Source organism: Klebsiella sp. CSG-1 (assembly GCF_056521145.1).
Genome location: NZ_JBWNLD010000006.1, coordinates 264,842 through 287,073, shown reverse-complemented (window position 1 = coordinate 287,073; position 22,232 = coordinate 264,842). Strand labels below are relative to the sequence as shown.

The window sequence follows — 22,232 nt, the reverse complement described above, 5'->3', positions numbered from 1 at the left end:
CTGCCTCTTTGTTGGCGCTGCTGGGGCCGCCTGCGCGCGGATAACGCGATACACCTCATCTCTGACCGAGCGACAGGCACGTCGTACGTAGTTTGTTGGCGCAGATAAGCGGGATTTGCTATATTGCGCGCTTAATTAACAGGAGTGTTTCGCTATGACTTCCCGACGAGAGTGGCAATTACAGCAGCTGGGTATCACCCGGTGGTCGCTGCGTCGCCCCGGGGTGTTACAGGGTGAAATCGCTATCTCGCTTCCTGGGCATATTCGTTTGGTGATGGTGGCGGAAAACCCGCCGTCGCTGACTGAACCGCTCGCCAGAGATATTCTGCGTGCTCTGGCGCTGTCGCCGGATCAGGTACTGCAGCTCACGCCGGATCGCGTGGCTATGTTGCCGCAGGATAGCCGCTGCAACAGCTGGCGGCTGGGTACTGACGCACCGTTACCGTTGGCGGGCGCGCAGCTTTCGACGCCCGCTTTTGATGAACTCCAGACCAGCGCGCCTGCCCGTATGGCGCTCTGGCAACAAATCTGCGCTCATGAACACGATTTCTACCCTCAACACGGCTGATTTGCCCCGTGCATGGCAAATAGAACAACGCGCCCACGCTTTTCCGTGGAGCGAACAAACCTTTGCCAGTAATCAGGGCGAGCGTTATCTGAACCTTCAACTGACGGTTGATGGCGAGATGGCGGCCTTTGCGATTACGCAAATTATCCTCGATGAAGCGACGCTGTTTAACATCGCCGTCGACCCGGCTTTTCAGCGGCGCGGCCTTGGGCGAGCGCTGCTGGAGCAGGTGATTGATGAGGTTGAGAAACGCGGGGTCGTGACGCTGTGGCTGGAAGTGCGTGCGTCGAACGTAGCCGCTCTCGCACTGTACGAGAGCTTAGGTTTTAACGAGGCAACCATTCGTCGTGACTATTATCCCACGGCCGACGGGCGTGAGGATGCGATCATAATGGCGTTGCCAGTCAGTATGTAACAGCCTGTTCGCCAGGCTTTTTTAAGGGTAGGTCTGACGCTGCGATGCTCAGATCTGCTGTAACAAGACGCCTGTAGGGCGGGCAATGACAGGGTGATACGATGAAGTGGGACTGGATTTTCTTTGATGCCGACGAAACGCTGTTTACGTTTGATTCTTTTACCGGTCTGCAGCGAATGTTTCTCGACTATAGCGTGACCTTTAGCGCTGAAGATTTTCAGGACTATCAGGCCGTGAATAAACCACTGTGGGTGGATTATCAGAACGGTACGATCACTTCGCTGCAGCTGCAACATCAGCGTTTTAATAGCTGGGCGGAGCGCCTCAGCGTGCCGCCGGGCGAACTCAACGACGCCTTTATGAATGCGATGGCCGAGATCTGCTCGCCGCTGCCGGGGGCGATATCGCTGCTGAATGCCCTGCAGGGGAAGGTAAAAATGGGGATCATCACCAACGGGTTTACCTCGCTGCAGCAGATCCGTCTGGAACGCACCGGCTTACGCGATCACTTTGATTTATTGATTATTTCTGAAGAGGTCGGCGTGGCGAAGCCGGACGCGCGCATTTTCGAATACGCGCTGGCGCAGGCGGGTCATCCCGATCGTTCCCGCGTACTGATGGTCGGCGATACGGCAGAGTCCGACATCCGCGGCGGCGTGAATGCCGGCCTTGCCACCTGCTGGCTGAACGCTCATCAGCGTGAACTGCCTGCCGATCTTCACCCCGACTGGACGGTGACCTCTTTAAGCGACCTGGAGCAGCTCCTGTGTAAACACTGATTGCCTCCCCCCCATTGATGGGTAAAATAGCCGCAATTTTTCGTATTCCACATGCGTGGCCGGTTGCCGCGTTTACTAAGAAGAATCAATTATGACGTTGTCTCCTTATCTGCAAGAGGTGGCTAAACGCCGCACTTTTGCCATTATTTCTCACCCGGATGCCGGTAAAACGACCATCACCGAGAAGGTATTACTGTTCGGACAGGCGATTCAAACCGCCGGTACCGTGAAAGGCCGTGGTTCGAGCCAGCATGCAAAATCAGACTGGATGGAGATGGAAAAGCAGCGTGGTATCTCCATTACCACGTCGGTGATGCAGTTCCCGTATCACAACAGCCTGGTTAACCTGCTGGATACCCCGGGCCACGAAGACTTCTCCGAAGATACCTACCGTACCCTGACGGCGGTGGACTGCTGTCTGATGGTCATCGATGCGGCAAAAGGCGTTGAAGATCGTACCCGTAAGCTGATGGAAGTGACCCGGCTGCGCGATACGCCGATCCTGACGTTCATGAACAAACTCGACCGTGATATCCGCGATCCGATGGAGCTGCTGGATGAAGTGGAGAACGAGCTGCGTATTGCCTGCGCGCCGATCACCTGGCCGATTGGCTGCGGTAAGCTGTTTAAGGGCGTGTACCATCTCTACAAAGATGAGACCTATCTCTATCAGACCGGTAAGGGCCACACGATTCAGGAAGTGCGGATCGTAAAAGGGTTGAATAACCCGGATCTCGATCTGGCCGTCGGCGAAGATCTGGCGCAGCAGCTGCGTGATGAGCTGGAGCTGGTACAGGGCGCTTCAAACGAGTTTGATAAAGATCTGTTCCTCGCCGGTGAAATCACCCCGGTCTTCTTTGGTACGGCCTTAGGTAACTTCGGCGTGGATCATATGCTGGATGGCCTGGTTGAGTGGGCGCCGGCGCCGATGCCGCGCAAAACCGATACCCGTGAAGTGACGGCGGAAGAAGAGAAATTTACCGGTTTCGTCTTTAAAATTCAGGCCAACATGGATCCGAAACACCGTGACCGCGTGGCCTTTATGCGCGTGGTGTCCGGTAAGTATGAGAAGGGCATGAAGCTGCGTCAGGTCCGTACGGGCAAAGACGTGGTGATTTCCGATGCGCTGACCTTTATGGCCGGCGACCGTTCTCATGTGGAAGAGGCGTGGCCGGGCGATATTATCGGTCTGCACAACCACGGCACGATTCAGATCGGTGATACCTTCACCCAGGGCGAGATGATGAAGTTCACCGGTATCCCGAACTTCGCACCGGAGCTGTTCCGTCGTATTCGCCTGAAGGATCCGCTGAAGCAGAAGCAGCTGCTCAAAGGGCTGGTACAGCTTTCTGAAGAGGGCGCGGTACAGGTCTTCCGTCCGATCGCCAATAACGATCTTATTGTCGGCGCGGTCGGGGTGCTGCAGTTTGATGTGGTCGTGGCTCGTCTGAAGAGTGAATACAACGTGGAAGCGATCTACGAATCGGTGAACGTGGCGACCGCACGTTGGGTGGAATCCACCGACGTGAAAAAATTTGAGGAATTTAAGCGTAAAAACGAAATTCAGCTGGCCCTTGATGGCGGTGATAATCTGACATATATCGCGCCAACGATGGTTAACCTGAACCTGACGCAGGAACGCTATCCTGACGTTCTGTTCCGTAAAACTCGCGAGCACTAATCCCTTCCGGAGCGCGGCTCTCACCGCGCTCCACGCTATTTTGTTGTTGTTTCCTGCGTTATAGAAAGTTCTTAAAGATCCCGTCAGCGTGACTTTTTGTGCATATTTTCCGTCTCTTTCATGACCTTCTACTATATTTAATAAGTAATTTTTAAGATTCTGGCTTAATAAGCTACTTATTTTGCTTTAGCGATATAGAAATAACGAGGACAGAGAGATGACAAGACTAAAGGATGCCGGGACGTTGCTGGCTCTCTTCTTAGGCTCAGCCATGATAAGCGCCTCGGCATATGCAGAAAATCCGCCGGCGAACAGCGCACAATCGGTTGCCTCCAGCGCCGGGCAGGCCGTCGACAGCTCGCTGAACAAAGTTGGCGATTTTATGGATGACAGCACTATCACCGCCAGGGTGAAAGCGGCGCTGATTGACGATAAAAATATTCGCAGCAGCGATATCTCTGTGAAAACCGAGAATAAAGTGGTGACGCTGAGCGGCTCGGTTGACAGTGCGGAGCAAAAAGATCTGGCGGTGAATGCCGCGAAAACGGTCAAAGGCGTGACCACCGTGCATGACCAGTTGAACGTGGTCGCAGAGAAGTCTGCTAGCCTGAAGGGGTACGCAGGCGATACGGCCATTACCAGTCAAGTCAAAGCCAAACTGTTGGCGGATGACATTGTACCGTCGCGAAAGGTCACGGTTGAAACCCGTGCCGGGACCGTACATTTATCCGGAACCGTTGATTCTCGTCAGCAGGCGGATCGCGCGGCAGACATTGCCAAAGCCGTTTCGGGTGTAAAAAACGTAGAAAATAATCTTAGCGTTAAATAAACCCATTCATTTAATAACGTTATTTCCCGTTAACTATTCAACTCTTTGAATTGCGCGTTGAATGACATGCGGGAGGTAAACAAATGAATCCTCTGGCGCTTATTCAGGTCATTTTATCGAGGAACACGGGCATCGCCCGAGCACCAGCAATTCGACGTATGACGAGTTAAGAAAAAGAGCATGACAGGGTTGATTTATGCGCGGCCTGAGCGCGCAGAAAAGCGACCGTTATCCACTATGGTAAGGAGCACATTATGTTTCGATGGGGCATTATTTTTCTGGTCATTGCACTGATTGCCGCCGCGTTAGGATTTGGTAGCCTGGCGGGTACGGCTGCCTGGGCTGCAAAAATCGTCTTTGTCGTCGGTATTATTCTGTTCCTGGTTAGCCTGTTTACCGGGCGCCGGCGCCCATAGAAAGCGGTCTTTCCCTGCCGCGCAGGACGCGAAAGGCGTTTTAATGACATAGCGTTTTACATAAAGCCAGTCCTCAGGACTGGCTTTCGTGGTTTCAGGGGGGTAATAATTGCAGGACGGCGCGGCGATGGACGCCAGGATTTCAGATCCCTTGCGGGCGGTGAACGTCGCCCGACGGGCCGGGAGCGCTGGGGAGAGACCCCGCCGGATTATTTTGGGCTGGTACAATAAAACATAACAGGAAAGCAGGGTGGGACATCGAATTCCCGTAACGCTTGGCAATATTGCGCCGCTGTCGGTCAAACCATTTCTTCCGGGCAAGCTTGGCCTGGTGTGCGAGGGTGGCGGTCAGCGAGGTATCTTTACCGCCGGAGTACTGGATGAGTTCATGCGCGCGGGATTCAACCCCTTTGACATTATGCTGGGGACATCCGCCGGGGCGCAGAACCTGTCGGCCTACATGTGCAACCAGCAGGGCTACGCCCGCAAGGTCATCACCCGTTACACCACGGCCCGGCAATTTTTCGATCCTATGCGTTTTGTCCGCGGCGGCAATCTTATCGACCTTGACTGGCTGGTGGAGACCACGGCGCAAAAAATGCCGCTGGCGATGAGCTATGCGGAAGAGCAGTTCGCTCTGGGGAAAGAGCTGTGGATGTGCGCCTGCCGGGGCGATGATTATACGCCAGACTATTTTGCCCCCACGCAGACCACGTGGCTCGATTTGATCCGCGCTTCCAGCGCGATCCCCGGCTTTTATCGCAGCGGCGTCATGCTGGATGGCATCAGCTATCTGGATGGCGGCGTCAGCGATGCGATTCCCGTACAGGAGGCGGCCCGACGCGGGGCGCAAACCATCGTGGTTATCCGTACGGTGCCTTCACAGATGTTCTATACCCCGCAGTGGTTTAAACGAATGGAGCGTTGGCTGGGGGAAAGCAGCCTGCAGCCGTTTGTGAACCTGGTCCAGCATCACGAGGCCACCTATCGCACTACCCAACAGTTTATTGAGAAGCCGCCGGGTAAGCTGCGCATCCTGGAAATTTATCCGCAGAAACCGCTTAAAAGTATGGCGCTGGGAAGCCGTCTACCGGCGCTGCTGGAAGACTACAAGACCGGGCGGCAGTGCGGGCGTTATTTCCTGGCGACGGTCGGCAAACTGCTGGCAGACCGTCCACCGCTGGTGCGTCATTTGCCGCGAGTCACGCAGCCGGCCTCGGTTGTGGTGCCGGCGGCTTCCGTCGCCAACGATTCCCATCCGGCCACTTTCGTTACCGCCCCGCAGGCTAATGATGCCAGCTTTGATAACGAGGATCTGGCATGACGTGGACGTTTATCGATACGCATTGTCATTTTGATTTCCCGCCCTTCGCCGGCCATGTGGCCGAGAGTCTTGCCCGGGCGGCGCAAGCCGGGGTGACGCAGATAATTGTCCCGGCCATTGAAGCGGAAAATTTCCCCCGCGTATTAGCGCTGGCGGAGCAGCATGAAGCGATTTATGCCGCCGTAGGACTGCATCCCATTGCGATCGAACGGCATGATGAGCGCAGTCTTGAGCAGTTGGAAGAGTGCCTGCGCCAACGCTACCGAAAGGTGGTCGCCGTGGGGGAGACGGGGCTCGATCTGTATCGTGAAGATCCGCAGTTTGAGCGCCAGAAGAGCATGCTGGAAGCGCAGCTGCGGCTGGCGAAGCGGTACGATCTGCCGGTGATTCTCCACTCCCGCCGTACTCACGATACGCTGGCGATGCTGCTGAAAAAACATGCCCTGCCGAGAACCGGCGTGGTGCATGGTTTCGCGGGAAGCCTGCAGCAAGCGGAACGTTTTGTTCAGTCAGGTTATAAAATTGGCGTCGGCGGGACCATAACCTACCCACGTGCCAGTAAAACGCGTGATGTGATGGCGCGTCTGCCGCTATCGGCACTGCTGCTGGAGACGGATGCGCCGGATATGCCGCTCAATGGTTTTCAGGGGCAGCCAAATCGACCCGAGCAGGTGGCCCGCGTCTTTGCCTCGTTATGTGAACTGCGGCAGGAACCTGCGGATGTCATTGCGAATGCGTTGTTAGACAATACGAAAGCGTTGTTCTGTAACCTGTGACGTAGGCGTAGCGCACTGTCAGTGATGACGCTCGTGAGTCCGCCGCGGCTAAGAGGTTGCGGCATCATCGCCGGCAATGGCGTACTGCCTCGCTGCCCGGATCCCCTCCCTTTCATACTCCCTGTAAATGTTATAATTCCATCATCGTCTGTTTTCAGTAACCTGCTTATTTTTCAATGATTATTGCCTGTTTTTCAATTTTTAGCACAATATGCATTCGCTTTTGTCGAGGTGGCTTGTGGTTTTATGTTATTATATTAACATTCCCTTGTGTCTGAGGATTTTGATTATGCTTAAAGTAAACCTGGCGTCTTTCAGCGTAATACCGCAGCCATAAAGGTGATCACTGTCACATTACAGTAATGCAAATTCTCTATGAGTTTTCATTAACTGTGATGAATGTCGAAGTGTAACGGCGAGGTGATGTTACAATAGTAACAGACTCGCAAGGTGAACAAACTATTGAACCGGCAATAAGCCGTCGGAGTGTAAAATGACTGATTTATCTGCAAGCAGCCTGCGCGCGTTGAAACTGATGGACCTGACCACGCTGAATGACGATGACACCAATGAAAAGGTGATCGCTCTGTGCCATCAGGCAAAAACGCCGGTAGGGAACACAGCGGCTATCTGCATCTATCCGCGCTTTATCCCGATTGCGCGTAAAACGCTGAACGCGCAAGGCACCCCGGATATCCGTATCGCCACGGTCACAAACTTCCCGCATGGTAACGATGATATCGATATCGCGCTGGCGGAAACCCGTGCGGCCATCGCTTACGGCGCGGACGAAGTTGACGTGGTATTCCCGTACCGCGCGCTGATCGCGGGTAACGAGCAGGTTGGATTCGATCTGGTGAAGGCCTGTAAAGAGGCTTGCGCGGCGGCCAACGTGCTGTTGAAAGTGATCATCGAAACCGGTGAGCTGAAAGAAGAAGCGTTAATTCGCAAAGCCTCTGAAATTTCTATTAAAGCCGGGGCGGATTTCATCAAAACCTCGACCGGTAAAGTTCCGGTAAACGCGACGCCGGAAAGCGCACGTATCATGCTGGAAGTGATCCGCGATATGGGTGTACAGAAAACCGTTGGCTTTAAGCCTGCGGGCGGCGTCCGCAGCGCTGAAGATGCGCAGCAGTTCCTGGCGATTGCCGATGAACTGTTTGGTGCCGACTGGGCGGATTCTCGCCACTATCGTTTCGGCGCCTCCAGCCTGCTGGCAAGCCTGCTGAAAGCGCTGGGTCACGGCGACGGTAAGAGCGCCAGCAGCTACTAAGGCGTAACGGCGACAAAACCGTAGCCCGGACGCCGACCCCGGGAGATTCCCGGCGTCGCGACGCTCGGCCGGGCTACAGGATCTTAGCGCGGGCGCAGACAACGCCGCCCGCCGAATTTGACCTTATTCCTCAGGGGGTTACCTTGTTTCTCGCACAAGAAATTATTCGTAAAAAACGTGATGGCCATGCGCTGAGCGATGACGAAATTCGCTTTTTCATCAACGGGATCCGCGATAACACCGTTTCTGAAGGGCAGATCGCGGCGCTGGCGATGACCATCTTTTTCCACGATATGTCTATGCCAGAACGCGTCTCGTTAACCATGGCAATGCGGGATTCAGGAACCGTTCTGGACTGGAAAAGCCTCAATCTGAATGGCCCGATTGTCGATAAACACTCCACCGGCGGCGTGGGCGATGTGACTTCGCTGATGCTTGGTCCGATGGTCGCCGCCTGCGGCGGCTATGTGCCGATGATCTCCGGGCGCGGCCTCGGTCATACCGGCGGCACCCTCGACAAACTGGAAGCCATTCCAGGTTTCGATATTTTCCCGGATGACGCCCGTTTCCGCGGCATTATTAAAGATGTTGGCGTCGCCATCATTGGGCAGACCAGTTCGCTGGCCCCTGCCGACAAACGTTTCTATGCCACCCGCGATATTACCGCGACGGTGGATTCCATCCCGCTCATCACCGCCTCGATTCTGGCGAAAAAACTGGCGGAAGGCCTGGATGCGCTGGTGATGGACGTCAAAGTAGGCAGCGGCGCCTTTATGCCGACCTACGAACTCTCCGCAGCGCTTGCCGAAGCGATCGTTGGCGTTTCCAACGGTGCCGGCGTGCGTACTACCGCGCTGCTGACCGATATGAACCAGGTGCTGGCATCCAGCGCCGGTAATGCCGTCGAAGTCCGTGAAGCGGTTCGCTTCCTGACCGGCGAATACCGCAATCCGCGTCTGTTTGATGTGACCATGGCGCTGTGCGTGGAAATGCTGATTTCCGGCAAGCTGGCCCAGGATGACGCCGATGCGCGGGCGAAACTGCAGGCGGTGCTGGACAACGGCAAAGCGGCGGAAGTCTTTGGCCGGATGGTTGCCGCGCAAAAAGGGCCGACTGATTTCGTCGAGAACTACGATAACTATCTGCCTACCGCCATGCTGAGCAAAGCGGTCTACGCTGATGGTGAAGGGTTTGTCGCTGAAATGGACACCCGTGCGCTGGGTATGGCGGTGGTGTCGATGGGCGGCGGTCGCCGCCAGGCGTCCGATCCGATTGACTATAGCGTCGGCTTTACCGACATGGCGCGCCTGGGCGACAGCGTTGACGGGCAGCGTCCGCTCGCGGTTATCCATGCCAAAGATGAAGCCAGCTGGCAGGATGCGGCGAAAGCCGTTAAAGCGGCAATTAAACTGGACGATAAGGCGCCGAAAGAAACCCCGACGGTCTATCGCCGAATCACCGAATAACGGTATACTGATCTGATCGCTTTTTTGCAGCGCAAAAGGTACGGAGAATAATATGAAACGTGCATTTATTATGGTGCTGGACTCTTTCGGCATCGGTGCGACTGAAGATGCCGCTCGCTTTGGCGACGTCGGCTCAGACACGATGGGCCACATTGCTGAAGCCTGCGCTAAGGGCGAGGCTGACCATGGCCGTAAAGGCCCACTCAATTTGCCTAATCTGACCCGTCTGGGGCTGGTCAAAGCTCACGAGGGCTCGACCGGTAAGATTGCTGCCGGGATGGACGCCAGTGCGGACGTCATTGGTGCATACGCCTGGGCGCATGAGCTCTCTTCCGGTAAAGATACGCCGTCCGGCCACTGGGAAATCGCCGGTGTACCGGTTCTGTTCGAATGGGGCTACTTCAGTGACCATCAGAACAGCTTCCCGCAGGAACTGCTGGATAAACTGGTTAAACGTGCAAACCTGCCGGGCTACCTCGGTAACTGTCACTCTTCCGGGACGGTGATTCTGGATGAGCTTGGCGAAGAACATATGAAAACCGGCAAGCCGATTTTCTATACCTCCGCTGACTCCGTGTTCCAGATTGCCTGCCACGAAGAGACCTTTGGTCTGGATAAACTCTACGAGCTGTGCGAAATCGCCCGTGAGGAGCTGACTGAAGGTGGCTACAACATTGGCCGCGTTATCGCGCGTCCGTTCGTGGGTGATAAACCGGGCCACTTCCAGCGTACCGGCAACCGTCACGATCTGGCCGTTGAACCGCCTGCGCCGACCGTGTTGCAAAAGCTGGTTGACGAGAAAGGCGGCCACGTGGTTTCCGTTGGGAAAATCGCCGACATCTATGCCAACTGCGGGATCACCAAAAAAGTGAAAGCGACCGGCCTGGATGCGCTGTTTGACGCGACCATCAAAGAGATGAAAGAAGCGGGTGATAAGACCATCGTCTTCACTAACTTCGTGGACTTCGACTCTTCCTGGGGGCACCGTCGCGATATCGCCGGTTATGCTGCGGGTCTGGAACTGTTCGACCGCCGTCTGCCGGAGCTGATGGAGCTGGTGGGTGAAGATGACATTCTGATCCTGACCGCTGACCACGGCTGTGACCCGAGCTGGCAGGGTACTGATCATACGCGTGAGCATATCCCGGTACTGGTCTACGGCCCGAAAGTTAAACCGGGCTCGCTGGGCCACCGTGAAACCTTCGCGGATATCGGCCAGACCCTGGCGAAATACTTTGGTACGTCCGACATGGAATATGGCAAGGCCATGTTCTAAGGTCATTGCCCGGTGGCGCTATGCTGACCGGGCCTGTGGTTTTGTAGGCCGGGTAAGGCGTAGCCGCCGCCCGGCAAAAACAACAATATAAAAGGAACTGAAGATGGCAACTCCTCATATTAATGCAGAAATGGGTGATTTCGCTGACGTCGTGTTGATGCCGGGCGACCCGCTGCGCGCGAAGCACATCGCGGAAACTTTCCTTGAAGACGTGCGCGAAGTGAACAACGTGCGCGGCATGCTGGGCTTCACCGGTACCTATAAAGGCCGCAAGATCTCCGTCATGGGCCACGGCATGGGGATCCCGTCCTGCTCCATCTACACCAAAGAGCTGATCACCGATTTCGGCGTGAAGAAGATTATTCGCGTGGGCTCCTGCGGCGCGGTACGTGCTGATGTCAAACTGCGTGATGTGGTGATTGGCATGGGCGCGTGCACCGACTCCAAAGTTAACCGTCTGCGCTTTAAAGATCATGATTTCGCCGCTATCGCTGACTTCGGCATGGTGCGTAACGCGGTTGATGCTGCAAAAGCGCTGGGCGTTGATGCCCGTGTCGGCAACATCTTCTCCGCAGACCTGTTCTATACCCCGGATCCGTCCATGTTCGATGTGATGGAAAAATACGGCATCCTGGGCGTGGAAATGGAAGCCGCTGGTATCTACGGCGTAGCGGCGGAGTTCGGGGCGAAAGCGCTGACTATCTGCACCGTTTCCGATCATATTCGTACGCATGAGCAAACGACCGCGGCTGAGCGTCAGACGACGTTCAACGATATGATCAAAATCGCGCTGGAATCCGTTCTGCTGGGCGATAAAGAGTAAAGGTTGTATTGCCCGGTGGCGCTGCGCTTACCGGGTCAATCAAACCGTGCGAAATCTGTAGGCCGGATAAGGCGTAGCCGCCATCCGGCTTTTTTATCAGCGCACCGCGCCGGCAATCCATGCCGACAGCTCCCGCAGCTCTTTCTCCTGCTCCGGGAAATCCACTAATAATGCTTCACACGCCTGCTGTAGCACGTCAGCACGATACGGGCAGCCCTGCAATCGCGTAGCCAGCGTTTCCAGCGGTGCCGGATTCAGGCTATCGGTAAAGACCTGCGCACGGGTGATATGGCCTTTCTCAACGTCAAAGTGCAGCTCAACCCCACCCCAGACAAAGCGCTCATCCAGCTGGTGCGAGAAGGCCGGCGCCTGGCCAAAATTCCATGCCCAGCTGCTCTGGCGGGCGAAGGTTTCGGCAAAGTTCGGCAGATCCGGCGTCTTATCGGGCGAAATCACTTCCGCGGCGACGCGCTCGCCGTAGTAGGCGAAAAAGGCCTCTTCAATCGCCGAGCAGACCTGCTGGTGCGTAATACCCGGCAGCAGCTCAACCAGATTGGCTACGCGGCCGCGTACCGAAGTGATACCTTTCGCCTGTAGCTTCTTTTTATCCGGGTTGAGATAGTTTGCCAGACGACTTAAATCGGCATTCAACAGCAGCGTTCCGTGGTGAAAACCGCGGTCAAGGGTTTCTCGGTAGGCCGAACCGGAGATTTTACGATCGCCTTCGGCAGTTTTGACCACCAGGTCATTGCGCCCGGATGCTTCAGCCGTGACGCCCAGCGCCTCCAGCGCAGCCAGTACAATCCGGGTGGAGACGGTTTTATCGTACTCGGGTTTACCTGCCATGAAGGTAAAGCAGGTGTTGCCGAGATCGTGGAATACCGCGCCGCCGCCGCTGCTGCGGCGGGCCAGACGGACGTTATCCTCTTCCATCCGGCGGGTGTTGCACTCTTTCCACGGGTTTTGCGCCCGCCCAATGACCACCGTGTCGGCATTGCGCCACAGGAACAGCACGCGCTGGGTGGCGGGCATCTGGCGGAAAATACACTCTTCAACCGCGAGGTTGAACCAGGGAACCGTAGAATCTGAGAGCAGCAGGCGTAGCGTCGACATCAGCGATTTCCTTATTCTGATTCATCTTTGTCTTCGTCCTGCACCGGCTTATTGGCGGTGAGCAGGAAGGGCGATTGCTGCCAGCGGGTGCGCTTGCCCTGCAGCAGAGTGCGGGTCAGCACCACGCCGATAGCCAGTGACAGCAGCAGCATCAGACGTAAAATATTGGTGGTATTATCCACCTGTTTCGCCTCGGTGGCTAACGTATGGGTATCCAGCGTCAGGCGCAGGTAGCCCAGCGGCCCGTTTTTACCCTGAATCGGCTCCACGATCTGCTGATTGAAGTAACCGCCCGCTTTTTTGCCGTCCAGCGCCAGCCTGTCGCGCACGTTGACCCCTTCGCCCGAGCGAGCGACCAGATCGCCCTGGTCATCATAGACTCCGGCATCGAGGACCCGGCTCTGGCGGGTCAGCAGCTCCAGCAGCTCACCGATCCGTTTTTCATCAGGGGTCTCGCTGCGCATCATTGGCGCCAGATTCAGCGTAACCTGCTGCGCAAGGGTGCGAGCCAGTTCTTCTAACTGTGGATTACGTTGCTTTTGGCTGTTCTGGCTGAACCACGACGCTCCCTGCATCAGGGCAACGAGAAGCGCGAGGCAGATAAGAACAATGACGGCGCGATGCAGTCGGAATTTCAGTTTTGCGCGTACCATATTCCACCTTTAATATTTACAGCTTAATGTTGCCAGAAGCGCTGGTTACAAGGTAGCCTCATGCGTTATTTTCCTGGCCTGAATAAAGAAATGTGGAGCCGTAATGCCAAACAGTTTGACCTGGTGCGATCTGCCCGAAGATGTTTCCCTGTGGCCTGGATTACCGCTTTCGCTGAGCGGTGATGAGGTCATGCCGCTGGATTATCATGCCGGACGCAGCGGCTGGCTGCTCTACGGGCGCGGCCTTGATAAACGCCGGCTGACGGCCTGGCAGCGTGAGCTGGGAGCGGCGCTGGTTATCGTTGCCTCCTGGGTTGTCGAAGATTATCAGGTTATTCGTCTGGCGGGCTCTCTGACGCTGCGGGCAACCCGGCTGGCGCACGAAGCGGGGCTGGATGTCGCCCCGCTGGGGAAAATCCCGCATCTGCGCACGCCTGGGCTGCTGGTGATGGATATGGACTCCACGGCGATTCAAATCGAGTGCATTGACGAAATCGCCAAACTGGCCGGAACCGGCGAAATGGTGTCGGAAGTGACCGAACGGGCGATGCGCGGTGAGCTGGACTTCACCGCCAGCCTGCGTCAGCGGGTGGCGACGTTGAAAGATGCCGATGCCAATATTCTGCTGCAGGTGCGTGAATCGCTACCGCTGATGCCGGGGCTGGCGCAGCTGGTGCTGAAGCTGGAGACGCTGGGCTGGAAAGTCGCGATTGCCTCCGGCGGATTCACCTTCTTCGCCGAATACCTGCGCGACAAGCTGCATCTTGACGCCGTGGTCGCCAATGAGCTGGAGATTATGGACGGCAAGCTGACCGGAAACGTCATTGGCGATATTGTCGATGCCAAATATAAAGCCGCCACGCTGCGAAAACTGGCGGAAAAATATGCAATCCCGCCGGCGCAGACCGTGGCGATCGGCGATGGCGCCAACGATCTTCCGATGATCAAAGCGGCGGGGCTGGGGATCGCGTATCATGCTAAGCCAAAAGTGAATGAGCAGGCGGAAGTGACGATCCGTCACGCTGACCTGATGGGAGTCTTCTGTATTCTCTCAGGCAGCATGAATCAAAAGTAAGAGGTAACACGTGGCGAAAGCTCCAAAACGCGCATTTGTCTGTAATGAATGTGGTGCGGATTACCCGCGCTGGCAGGGGCAGTGCAGCGCCTGTCATGCCTGGAATACCATCACCGAGGTGCGTATTGCCGCTTCGCCGCAGGTGGCGAGAAACGAGCGTCTGACGGGCTACGCCGGGAATGCCGGCGCGTCGAAGGTGCAAAAGCTGTCGGAGATCAGCCTTGAGGCGCTACCGCGTTTCTCCACCGGTTTTAAAGAGTTTGACCGCGTGCTCGGCGGTGGCGTGGTGCCGGGCAGCGCCATTCTGATTGGCGGCAGTCCGGGGGCGGGTAAATCGACGCTGCTGCTGCAGACGCTGTGCCGCCTGTCGGAAAACATGAAAACGCTGTACGTCACCGGGGAAGAGTCGTTGCAGCAGGTGGCGATGCGCGCTCATCGCCTGGGGCTGCCGACCGCTAATCTCAACATGCTCTCCGAGACCAGCATTGAACAAATCTGCCAGATAGCCGATGACGAAAAGCCGCAGCTGATGGTTATCGACTCGATCCAGGTGATGCATATGGCTGACGTTCAGTCGTCGCCTGGCAGCGTCGCCCAGGTACGCGAAACGGCGGCTTATCTGACCCGTTTTGCGAAAACGCGCGATGTCGCGATCATCATGGTCGGTCATGTGACCAAAGATGGCTCGCTGGCCGGGCCAAAGGTGCTGGAGCACTGTATTGACTGCTCGGTGCTGCTGGATGGCGATGCCGATTCTCGCTTTCGTACCCTGCGCAGCCATAAAAACCGCTTTGGCGCGGTGAATGAGCTGGGGGTGTTTGCAATGACCGAGCAGGGGCTGCGTGAAATCAGTAACCCTTCGGCGATTTTTCTCAGCCGCGGCGATGAAGTGACTTCCGGCAGCTCGGTGATGGTGGTCTGGGAAGGCACCCGTCCTCTGCTGGTGGAGATTCAGGCGCTGGTCGATCATTCAATGATGTCTAACCCGCGTCGCGTCGCGGTAGGGCTGGAGCAGAATCGCCTGGCGATTTTGCTGGCGGTACTGCACCGTCACGGCGGCCTGCAGATGGCCGATCAGGACGTTTTTGTTAACGTCGTCGGCGGGGTGAAGGTAGCGGAAACCAGCGCCGACCTGGCGCTGCTGCTGGCAATGGTTTCCAGTCTGCGCGATCGTCCGCTGCCGCACGATCTGGTGGTGTTTGGTGAAGTGGGGCTGTCCGGCGAAATCCGTCCGGTGCCCAGCGGCCAGGAGCGCATCTCCGAGGCGGCGAAACATGGTTTTCGTCGCGCCATCGTCCCGGCAGCCAACGTGCCGAAAAAAGCACCAGAAGGGATGCAAATCTTTGGTGTGAAAAAGCTTTCAGACGCGCTAAGCGTGTTTGACGACTTATAATTAAATACCCGCCGCCTGTTCGGCGGCAGAGGGCTGGCCGCGTGGGGCCGTATGAATGGCTGAGTTGCTTCCGTTCATCGGGCTTCGCCCGCCTGCTTCCCGTAACCAACAGGGTATTTCTTCAGTTTTGCTAAAGCAGGAGGCTCTTGTGTCATCTTTCGACTATCTCAAAACCGCGATTAAGCAAAAGGGCTGTACGCTGCAACAGGTCGCGGAAGCCAGCGGAATGACCAAAGGCTATTTGAGCCAGCTGCTGAATGCCAAAATCAAAAGCCCAAGCGCGCAGAAGCTGGAAGCCCTGCACCGTTTTCTTGGCCTGGAATTCCCGCGTCGGCAAAAGAGCGTCGGCGTGGTATTTGGTAAGTTCTATCCGCTGCACACCGGACATATCTATCTGATTCAGCGCGCCTGTAGCCAGGTGGATGAGCTGCATATCATCATGGGTTACGACGATACGCGCGATCGTCAGCTGTTTGAAGACAGCGCGATGTCGCAACAGCCGACGGTATCCGATCGTCTGCGCTGGCTGCTGCAAACCTTCAAATATCAGAAAAATATCCGTATTCATGCGTTTAATGAAGAGGGGATGGAACCTTATCCCCACGGCTGGGATGTCTGGAGCCGCGGGATCCGCGCATTTATGAGCGATAAAGGGATCCAGCCGAACTGGATCTACACCTCGGAAGAGGCGGATGCGCAGCAATATCTGCAGCATCTGGCGATCGAAACCGTGCTGATCGATCCGAAACGAACCTTTATGAGCATCAGCGGCGGACAGATCCGTGAAAACCCGTTCCGCTACTGGGAGTACATCCCGACGGAAGTGAAACCGTTCTTCGTGCGTACGGTGGCGATTCTTGGCGGCGAATCGAGCGGGAAATCGACTCTGGTCAATAAGCTCGCGAATATCTTTAACACCACCAGCGCCTGGGAGTATGGTCGCGATTACGTCTTCTCGCACCTCGGCGGCGATGAGATGGCGCTACAGTATTCCGACTATGACAAAATTGCGCTTGGCCACGCACAGTATATTGATTTTGCGGTTAAATATGCCAATAAGGTGGCGTTTATCGACACCGATTTCGTCAGCACCCAGGCCTTTTGCCTGAAGTATGAAGGGCGTGAACATCCCTTCGTGCAGGCGCTGATCGATGAGTACCGTTTTGATCTGGTGATTCTGCTGGAGAACAATACCCCGTGGGTGGCCGATGGTTTACGCAGCCTCGGCAGTTCGGTGGACCGCAAGGAGTTCCAGACGCTGCTGGTGTCGCTGCTCAAAGAAAATGAGATCGACTTTGTGCATGTGAAAGAGTCGGATTACGACACGCGCTTTCTGCGCTGCGTTGATTTGGTCAAGCAGCTGATGGGTGAGCCGGGCTAACCACCGCCAGAGGAGTTCTGGCGCGCGCTGAGCATAAAAAAACGGGTGGCCTGGGCCACCCGTTTTTATTACTTCGCAATACGCTTGTACTTGATACGCTTTGGCTCCAGCGCATCGGCGCCGAGGGTGCGTTTCTTGTACTCTTCGTACTCGGTGAAGTTACCTTCGAAGAACTCGACTTTACCTTCATCCTGGTAATCCAGAATGTGGGTCGCGATACGGTCGAGGAACCAACGGTCGTGCGAGATAACCATCGCACATCCCGGGAACTCCAGCAGGGCGTTTTCTAACGCGCGCAGGGTTTCGATATCCAGGTCGTTGGTCGGTTCATCGAGCAGCAGCACGTTACCGCCAACCTGCAGCAGCTTCGCGAGGTGCAGACGACCGCGCTCACCGCCGGAAAGTTCGCCCACGCGTTTACCCTGGTCGACGCCTTTAAAGTTAAAGCGACCGACGTAGGCGCGGCTAGGCATTTCGGTGTTGCCGATCTTCATGATATCCAGCCCGCCGGAGACTTCTTCCCAGACGGTTTTGCTGTTATCCATCGCGTCGCGGAACTGATCGACGGAAGCCAGCTTCACGGTTTCACCCAGGGTAATAGAACCGGCATCAGGCTGTTCCTGACCGGACATCATGCGGAACAGGGTCGATTTACCGGCGCCGTTAGGCCCGATAATCCCGACGATTGCCCCTTTCGGTACCGAGAAGGTCAGATCGTCAATCAGCACGCGGTCGCCGTAAGACTTACGCAGGTTGCTGACTTCAACCACTTTATCCCCCAGACGGGCTCCAGGCGGAATAAACAGTTCGTTGGTTTCGTTACGCTTCTGGTATTCAACGTTGTTAAGCTCTTCAAAGCGCGCCAGACGGGCTTTGCCCTTAGACTGACGGCCTTTCGCGCCCTGGCGTACCCACTCCAGCTCTTTCTCGATGGATTTGCGGCGCGCCGCTTCCTGAGAGGCTTCCTGCGCCAGACGCTGATCTTTCTGCTCCAGCCAGGAGGAGTAGTTGCCTTCCCACGGAATCCCTTCGCCGCGGTCCAGTTCGAGGATCCAGCCGGCCACGTTATCGAGGAAGTAACGGTCGTGGGTAATCGCCACGACGGTCCCTTCGAAGTCGTGCAGGAAACGTTCCAGCCAGGCCACGGATTCAGCATCCAGGTGGTTGGTCGGTTCGTCGAGCAGCAGCATGTCTGGTTTTTCCAGCAGCAGGCGGCACAGCGCCACGCGGCGGCGTTCACCACCGGACAGGTTGGCGATTTTCGCATCCCAGTCCGGCAGACGCAGGGCATCGGCCGCACGTTCCAGCTGCACGTTCAGGTTATGGCCGTCGTGAGCCTGAATGATCTCTTCAAACTTGCCCTGCTGCGCCGCGAGTTTATCGAAGTCGGCGTCTGGCTCAGCGTATTTGGCATACACCTCATCCAGGCCTTTTAGCGCGTTAACCACTTCGGCTACCGCTTCTTCTACCGACTCACGTACGGTCTGCTCCGGGTTCAGCTGCGGTTCCTGCGGCAGATAGCCAATTTTCAGGCCAGGCTGCGGGCGGGCTTCGCCTTCGATGTCGGTATCGATGCCGGCCATAATACGTAACAGGGTAGATTTACCGGCACCGTTCAGACCGAGAACGCCGATCTTCGCGCCAGGGAAGAAGCTCAGGGAGATATTTTTCAAAATATGACGTTTCGGCGGAACCACTTTGCCGACACGATGCATGGTATAAACGAATTGAGCCACGGTGGACTTCGCCTCTTTTATTTTGATGAATAGTTTTCAAAGGCGAAGTGTAGCCTTTTTCACGCGTTAAGCCCAGAGAGGCGATGGGATTCACAGAAGAGTAAAAAAATGTCCAGGACGTGGCACGTTTGGCGTTGTCTGGTTAGCATATCTATAGCGACACTGGGACATTTAAAAAGCGGCATGATGCTGCTCTGATGTAGTGAGATGTACTTTTAACAGAGGAAGAGCTTGTGGAAAAAGCCAAAACGATGGCATGGCGTCTTCTGGCGGCCAGCGTGAGTCTGCTGACGCTCAGCCAGTTGGCACATGCGGATTCACTGGATGAACAGCGCAGCCGCTACGCTCAAATTAAGCAGGCATGGGATAGCCGGCAGATGTCCGTTGTCGAACAGCTTATGCCTACGCTGACCACCTATCCGCTGTACCCCTATCTTCAATACCGGCAGATCACCGACGATCTGATGAACCAGCCGACGCTGGTGGTGAAAAACTTCATTGAAGCGAACCCGACGCTGCCGCCGGCGCGCACCCTGAAATCGCGCTTTGTTAACGAGCTGGCGCGGCGTACCGACTGGAGCGGACTGCTGGCGTTTAGCCCGGAAAAACCCGCCAGCACCGAAGCGCAATGTAATTACTACTATGCGAAGCTGAGCGTGGGCCAGGCGCAGGAAGCCTGGGACGGCGCGAAAACGCTGTGGCTGAGCGGTAAAAGCCAGCCTAATGCCTGCGATGCGCTGTTTAGCGCCTGGCGTTCCTCCGGCAAGCAGGATCCGTTGGCATATCTTGAGCGTATCCGCCTGGCGATGAAGGCGGGTAACACCGGCCTGGTTAGCGTGCTGGCGCAGCAGATGCCGCCTGAATACCAGACGATTTCGTCAGCGGTGGTGGCGCTGGCAAACGATCCGAATACCGTGATGACCTTCGCCCGTACCACCGGGGCGACGGACTTCACCCGCCAGATGGCGGCGGTGGCCTTCGCCAGCGTGGCGCGCCAGGATGTCGAAAACGCCCGGCTGATGATTCCGTCATTGGTGCAGGCACAGAAGCTGAATGAAGATCAAACCCAGGAGTTGCGGGATATCGTTGCCTGGCGCCTGATGGGCAACGATGTGACCGAAGAGCAGGCCGTCTGGCGCGATGACGCTATTATGCGCTCGCAATCCACTGCGCTAGTAGAGCGCCGGGTGCGAATGGCGCTGGGCGCCGGGGACCGCCACGGGTTGAATACCTGGCTGGCGCGCCTGCCGATGGAAGCGAAAGAGAAAGATGAGTGGCGCTATTGGCAGGCGGATCTGCTGCTGGAGCGCGGGCGTGACGACGAAGCAAAAGCGATCCTCCGTTCGTTGATGCAGCAGCGCGGGTTCTACCCGATGATTGCCGCTCAGCGTCTGGGAGAGGATTTCACCTTCCGGATCGATAAAGCGCCAGAGAATCTCGATCCTGCGCTGACCTCCGGGCCGGAAATGGCCCGGGTACGCGAGTTGATGTACTGGAATATGGACAACACCGCCCGCAGCGAATGGGCAAATCTGGTGACCAGCCGGACGAAAGATCAGCAGGCGCAGCTGGCGCGCTATGCATTCAACCAGCACTGGTGGGATCTCAGCGTTCAGGCGACTATCGCCGGGAAGCTGTGGGACCAGCTGGAAGAACGCTTTCCGCTGGCCTACAACGATCTCTTCGCGCGCTATATCAGCGGCAAAGCTATCCCGCAGAGCTATGCGATGGCGATTGCTCGCCAGGAGAGCGCGTGGAACCCGAAAGTCCGCTCTCCGGTTGGCGCCAGCGGCCTGATGCAAATCATGCCGGGTACGGCGACCCATACGGTGAGTATGTTCAGTATCCCTGGCTACAGCAGCCCGTCGCAGCTGCTGGATCCCGAGACCAATATCAATATCGGCACCAGCTATCTGCAGTATGTTTACCAGCAGTTTGGCAATAACCGCATCTATGCTTCCGCGGCCTACAACGCCGGTCCGGGGCGGGTTCGGACCTGGCAGGGCAATAGCGCCGGGCGAATCGATGCGGTGGCATTTATCGAGAGTATCCCGTTCTCGGAAACGCGGGGTTATGTGAAGAACGTGCTCTCCTACGATGCCTATTACCGTTACTTTATGGGGCAGAAAGCCCCCATGCTGAGCGATGCAGAGTGGCAGCAGCGTTACTGATACTCAGCGGATTGCGCGGGACAAAACGGGCTGAACGCCGCGCTGTGACGCGAAACCCATAGAGTATTGACCGGAGTATGTTATGCTTTGTACTCGTTAATGAGTACATTCGACAGGCGGCCTTGGTCGCCTGTCTCAACATGGCGGCGTAACATGACCCAACAATCCCCTTATTCAGCGGCTGTAGCCGAACAGCGTCATCAGGAATGGCTTCGCTTTGTAGCGTTACTCCAGCAGGCGTACGCCGACGATCTGCATCTGCCATTGCTGCAATTAATGCTGACGCCCGACGAGCGCGAGGCGCTGGGCACGCGCGTACGGATCATTGAAGAGTTGCTGCGTGGCGAGATGAGCCAGCGCGAGCTCAAAAGCGAGCTCGGCGCCGGGATTGCCACCATTACCCGTGGTTCTAACAGTCTGAAATCCGCGCCACCCGAGCTGCGACAGTGGCTGGAGCAGGCGCTGCTTAACGGTAAATAAGGTTATGGAACGGGCTTAATGCCAGTACTACCGCCTGGTGGTAGACGCTGCTGCGCGTGAGCTTCCCGGCGGTAAAGACGCCGATAGCCCCTTCTTTACGACCAATTTCATCGATGCCGGTATGTTGTGACATCACCGGCCCTAGTGCTTCCCCGGCACGCACTTTTTCCAGAATCACCGCCGGCAGCGGCAGCGTCGCCGAGCGCGCTTCGCCGCGCTGATGATGATCTTCAATCACTACCCAGCTAAAGGTGCTGCCTTCGTCGATCCCGGCTTCAATGGCGACCCAGAAGTCGGCATTTGGCTGCACGGCGCGCGCATTGGCGACCCTGTTTCGTGCGCCAGCACGCGTTTCCTCGTTACCAAACGGCTGTTCCGGCACGCCACTCTCGACGGAGACGGACTCAATGTGGCAGGATCCTTCGCCGAAGATCTCGTTAAAAGCCTGTAGAATTGCCTGAATTTTGGCGGGATTAGTGGTAGCTGAGACAACATGGTGCATAATCAAACAACTCAGAATAAATTTACGTCATCGCAGTATACTCCAAATCGTTTTCGTTGCAGCGCGCGACGCCGGCAACCGAAATTGTGAAGAGCACAGAAC

Annotated in this window: 21 protein-coding genes; 17 read left to right on the top strand and 4 right to left on the bottom strand. The window is 56.4% G+C overall.

The window, feature by feature from the left end; genetic code table 11:
* Positions 1-154 precede the first annotated feature (154 nt).
* From AC007G_RS16885 to deoD, 12 genes are all read left to right on the top strand, one after another.
* Positions 155-568 (top strand): DNA polymerase III subunit psi, encoded by a 414-nt coding sequence (locus tag AC007G_RS16885; RefSeq protein ID WP_032698206.1) that lies wholly within the window; start codon positions 155-157, stop codon positions 566-568.
* Positions 537-983 (top strand): ribosomal protein S18-alanine N-acetyltransferase, encoded by a 447-nt coding sequence (rimI, locus tag AC007G_RS16880; RefSeq protein ID WP_032689581.1) that lies wholly within the window; start codon positions 537-539, stop codon positions 981-983. Before AC007G_RS16885 ends, rimI begins: the two co-directional genes overlap by 32 nt.
* A 101-nt stretch (positions 984-1,084) precedes the next feature.
* Positions 1,085-1,762, top strand: coding sequence for a pyrimidine 5'-nucleotidase (gene yjjG / locus AC007G_RS16875; protein WP_032689580.1), 678 nt, complete (start codon positions 1,085-1,087; stop codon positions 1,760-1,762).
* Positions 1,763-1,853: 91 nt separating this feature from the next.
* The gene (prfC, locus tag AC007G_RS16870) at positions 1,854-3,443 is read left to right on the top strand and encodes a peptide chain release factor 3 (protein WP_004857644.1); all 1,590 of its coding nucleotides are present in this window, start codon (positions 1,854-1,856) and stop codon (positions 3,441-3,443) included.
* A gap of 217 nt (positions 3,444-3,660) precedes the next feature.
* Entirely contained in the window at positions 3,661-4,272 is a 612-nt protein-coding gene (osmY, locus tag AC007G_RS16865) for a molecular chaperone OsmY (RefSeq protein WP_032689579.1), read from the top strand.
* A gap of 254 nt (positions 4,273-4,526) precedes the next feature.
* The gene (locus tag AC007G_RS16860; RefSeq protein WP_004857650.1) at positions 4,527-4,688 is read left to right on the top strand and encodes a DUF1328 domain-containing protein; all 162 of its coding nucleotides are present in this window, start codon (positions 4,527-4,529) and stop codon (positions 4,686-4,688) included.
* Positions 4,689-4,938: 250 nt separating this feature from the next.
* Positions 4,939-6,012: a patatin-like phospholipase family protein gene (locus AC007G_RS16855; protein WP_032689578.1), complete on the top strand. Its 1,074-nt coding sequence runs from the start codon at positions 4,939-4,941 to the stop codon at positions 6,010-6,012.
* Complete coding sequence (locus AC007G_RS16850) at positions 6,009-6,788, top strand: TatD family hydrolase (RefSeq protein ID WP_354634419.1); 780 nt, start codon at positions 6,009-6,011, stop codon at positions 6,786-6,788. The genes AC007G_RS16855 and AC007G_RS16850 overlap by 4 nt, the downstream gene beginning before the upstream one ends.
* Before the next feature lie 493 nt (positions 6,789-7,281).
* A complete protein-coding gene (gene deoC, locus AC007G_RS16845; protein ID WP_004857657.1) occupies positions 7,282-8,061 on the top strand; it encodes a deoxyribose-phosphate aldolase in 780 nt (259 codons plus the stop codon).
* Positions 8,062-8,204: 143 nt separating this feature from the next.
* Positions 8,205-9,527 (top strand): thymidine phosphorylase, encoded by a 1,323-nt coding sequence (gene deoA, locus AC007G_RS16840; protein WP_032689576.1) that lies wholly within the window; start codon positions 8,205-8,207, stop codon positions 9,525-9,527.
* Between the two features lie 52 nt (positions 9,528-9,579).
* Complete coding sequence (gene deoB, locus AC007G_RS16835) at positions 9,580-10,803, top strand: phosphopentomutase (protein WP_004857660.1); 1,224 nt, start codon at positions 9,580-9,582, stop codon at positions 10,801-10,803.
* 103 nt (positions 10,804-10,906) lie between these two features.
* Complete coding sequence (gene deoD / locus AC007G_RS16830; RefSeq protein WP_004857662.1) at positions 10,907-11,626, top strand: purine-nucleoside phosphorylase; 720 nt, start codon at positions 10,907-10,909, stop codon at positions 11,624-11,626.
* Positions 11,627-11,722: 96 nt separating this feature from the next.
* Here deoD and lplA read toward each other — a convergent pair whose 3' ends face one another.
* Together lplA and AC007G_RS16820 are read right to left on the bottom strand one after the other, a co-directional pair.
* On the bottom strand, positions 11,723-12,739 hold the full coding sequence (gene lplA, locus AC007G_RS16825) for a lipoate--protein ligase LplA (protein ID WP_142630979.1): 1,017 nt from the start codon (positions 12,737-12,739) through the stop codon (positions 11,723-11,725).
* A gap of 11 nt (positions 12,740-12,750) precedes the next feature.
* Complete coding sequence (locus tag AC007G_RS16820) at positions 12,751-13,392, bottom strand: YtjB family periplasmic protein (RefSeq protein WP_032689562.1); 642 nt, start codon at positions 13,390-13,392, stop codon at positions 12,751-12,753.
* 103 nt (positions 13,393-13,495) lie between these two features.
* Between AC007G_RS16820 and serB the strand changes: the two genes are divergently transcribed.
* From serB to nadR, 3 genes are all read left to right on the top strand, one after another.
* Positions 13,496-14,467 carry a phosphoserine phosphatase gene (serB, locus tag AC007G_RS16815; protein WP_004857669.1) on the top strand — a complete coding sequence of 324 codons (972 nt, stop codon included), beginning with the start codon at positions 13,496-13,498 and terminating at the stop codon, positions 14,465-14,467.
* 10 nt (positions 14,468-14,477) lie between these two features.
* Positions 14,478-15,860, top strand: a complete 1,383-nt coding sequence (gene radA / locus AC007G_RS16810) for a DNA repair protein RadA (protein ID WP_004857671.1) — start codon at positions 14,478-14,480, stop codon at positions 15,858-15,860.
* 148 nt (positions 15,861-16,008) lie between these two features.
* Positions 16,009-17,241 carry a multifunctional transcriptional regulator/nicotinamide-nucleotide adenylyltransferase/ribosylnicotinamide kinase NadR gene (nadR, locus tag AC007G_RS16805; RefSeq protein WP_032689559.1) on the top strand — a complete coding sequence of 411 codons (1,233 nt, stop codon included), beginning with the start codon at positions 16,009-16,011 and terminating at the stop codon, positions 17,239-17,241.
* A 68-nt stretch (positions 17,242-17,309) separates the two neighbouring features.
* Here the strand turns inward: nadR and ettA are convergent, their stop codons facing one another.
* A complete protein-coding gene (gene ettA / locus AC007G_RS16800) occupies positions 17,310-18,977 on the bottom strand; it encodes an energy-dependent translational throttle protein EttA (protein ID WP_032689558.1) in 1,668 nt (555 codons plus the stop codon).
* Positions 18,978-19,210: 233 nt separating this feature from the next.
* On the opposite strand from ettA, the gene sltY reads away from it, so the two are divergent.
* Both sltY and trpR read left to right on the top strand, forming a co-directional pair.
* Positions 19,211-21,148 (top strand): murein transglycosylase, encoded by a 1,938-nt coding sequence (gene sltY / locus AC007G_RS16795; protein WP_032689556.1) that lies wholly within the window; start codon positions 19,211-19,213, stop codon positions 21,146-21,148.
* Positions 21,149-21,301: 153 nt separating this feature from the next.
* Positions 21,302-21,628, top strand: coding sequence for a trp operon repressor (gene trpR / locus AC007G_RS16790; RefSeq protein ID WP_015585187.1), 327 nt, complete (start codon positions 21,302-21,304; stop codon positions 21,626-21,628).
* On the opposite strand, the gene yjjX is transcribed toward trpR, so the two are convergent.
* Entirely contained in the window at positions 21,615-22,130 is a 516-nt protein-coding gene (gene yjjX, locus AC007G_RS16785) for an inosine/xanthosine triphosphatase (protein ID WP_032689554.1), read from the bottom strand. The two genes, trpR and yjjX, sit on opposite strands and share 14 nt — an antisense overlap.
* Positions 22,131-22,232 lie beyond the last annotated feature (102 nt).

Excerpts from the sequence above, each read along its gene's own strand:
- AC007G_RS16885 (WP_032698206.1), top strand. The coding sequence starts at position 155 with ATGACTTCCCGACGAGAGTGGCAATTACAGCAGCTGGGTATCACCCGG.
- rimI (WP_032689581.1), top strand. The coding sequence starts at position 537 with ATGAACACGATTTCTACCCTCAACACGGCTGATTTGCCCCGTGCATGG.
- yjjG (WP_032689580.1), top strand. The coding sequence starts at position 1,085 with ATGAAGTGGGACTGGATTTTCTTTGATGCCGACGAAACGCTGTTTACG.
- prfC (WP_004857644.1), top strand. The coding sequence starts at position 1,854 with ATGACGTTGTCTCCTTATCTGCAAGAGGTGGCTAAACGCCGCACTTTT.
- osmY (WP_032689579.1), top strand. The coding sequence starts at position 3,661 with ATGACAAGACTAAAGGATGCCGGGACGTTGCTGGCTCTCTTCTTAGGC.
- AC007G_RS16860 (WP_004857650.1), top strand. The coding sequence starts at position 4,527 with ATGTTTCGATGGGGCATTATTTTTCTGGTCATTGCACTGATTGCCGCC.
- AC007G_RS16850 (WP_354634419.1), top strand. The coding sequence starts at position 6,009 with ATGACGTGGACGTTTATCGATACGCATTGTCATTTTGATTTCCCGCCC.
- deoC (WP_004857657.1), top strand. The coding sequence starts at position 7,282 with ATGACTGATTTATCTGCAAGCAGCCTGCGCGCGTTGAAACTGATGGAC.
- deoB (WP_004857660.1), top strand. The coding sequence starts at position 9,580 with ATGAAACGTGCATTTATTATGGTGCTGGACTCTTTCGGCATCGGTGCG.
- deoD (WP_004857662.1), top strand. The coding sequence starts at position 10,907 with ATGGCAACTCCTCATATTAATGCAGAAATGGGTGATTTCGCTGACGTC.
- lplA (WP_142630979.1), bottom strand. The coding sequence starts at position 12,739 with ATGTCGACGCTACGCCTGCTGCTCTCAGATTCTACGGTTCCCTGGTTC.
- AC007G_RS16820 (WP_032689562.1), bottom strand. The coding sequence starts at position 13,392 with ATGGTACGCGCAAAACTGAAATTCCGACTGCATCGCGCCGTCATTGTT.
- serB (WP_004857669.1), top strand. The coding sequence starts at position 13,496 with ATGCCAAACAGTTTGACCTGGTGCGATCTGCCCGAAGATGTTTCCCTG.
- trpR (WP_015585187.1), top strand. The coding sequence starts at position 21,302 with ATGACCCAACAATCCCCTTATTCAGCGGCTGTAGCCGAACAGCGTCAT.
- yjjX (WP_032689554.1), bottom strand. The coding sequence starts at position 22,130 with ATGCACCATGTTGTCTCAGCTACCACTAATCCCGCCAAAATTCAGGCA.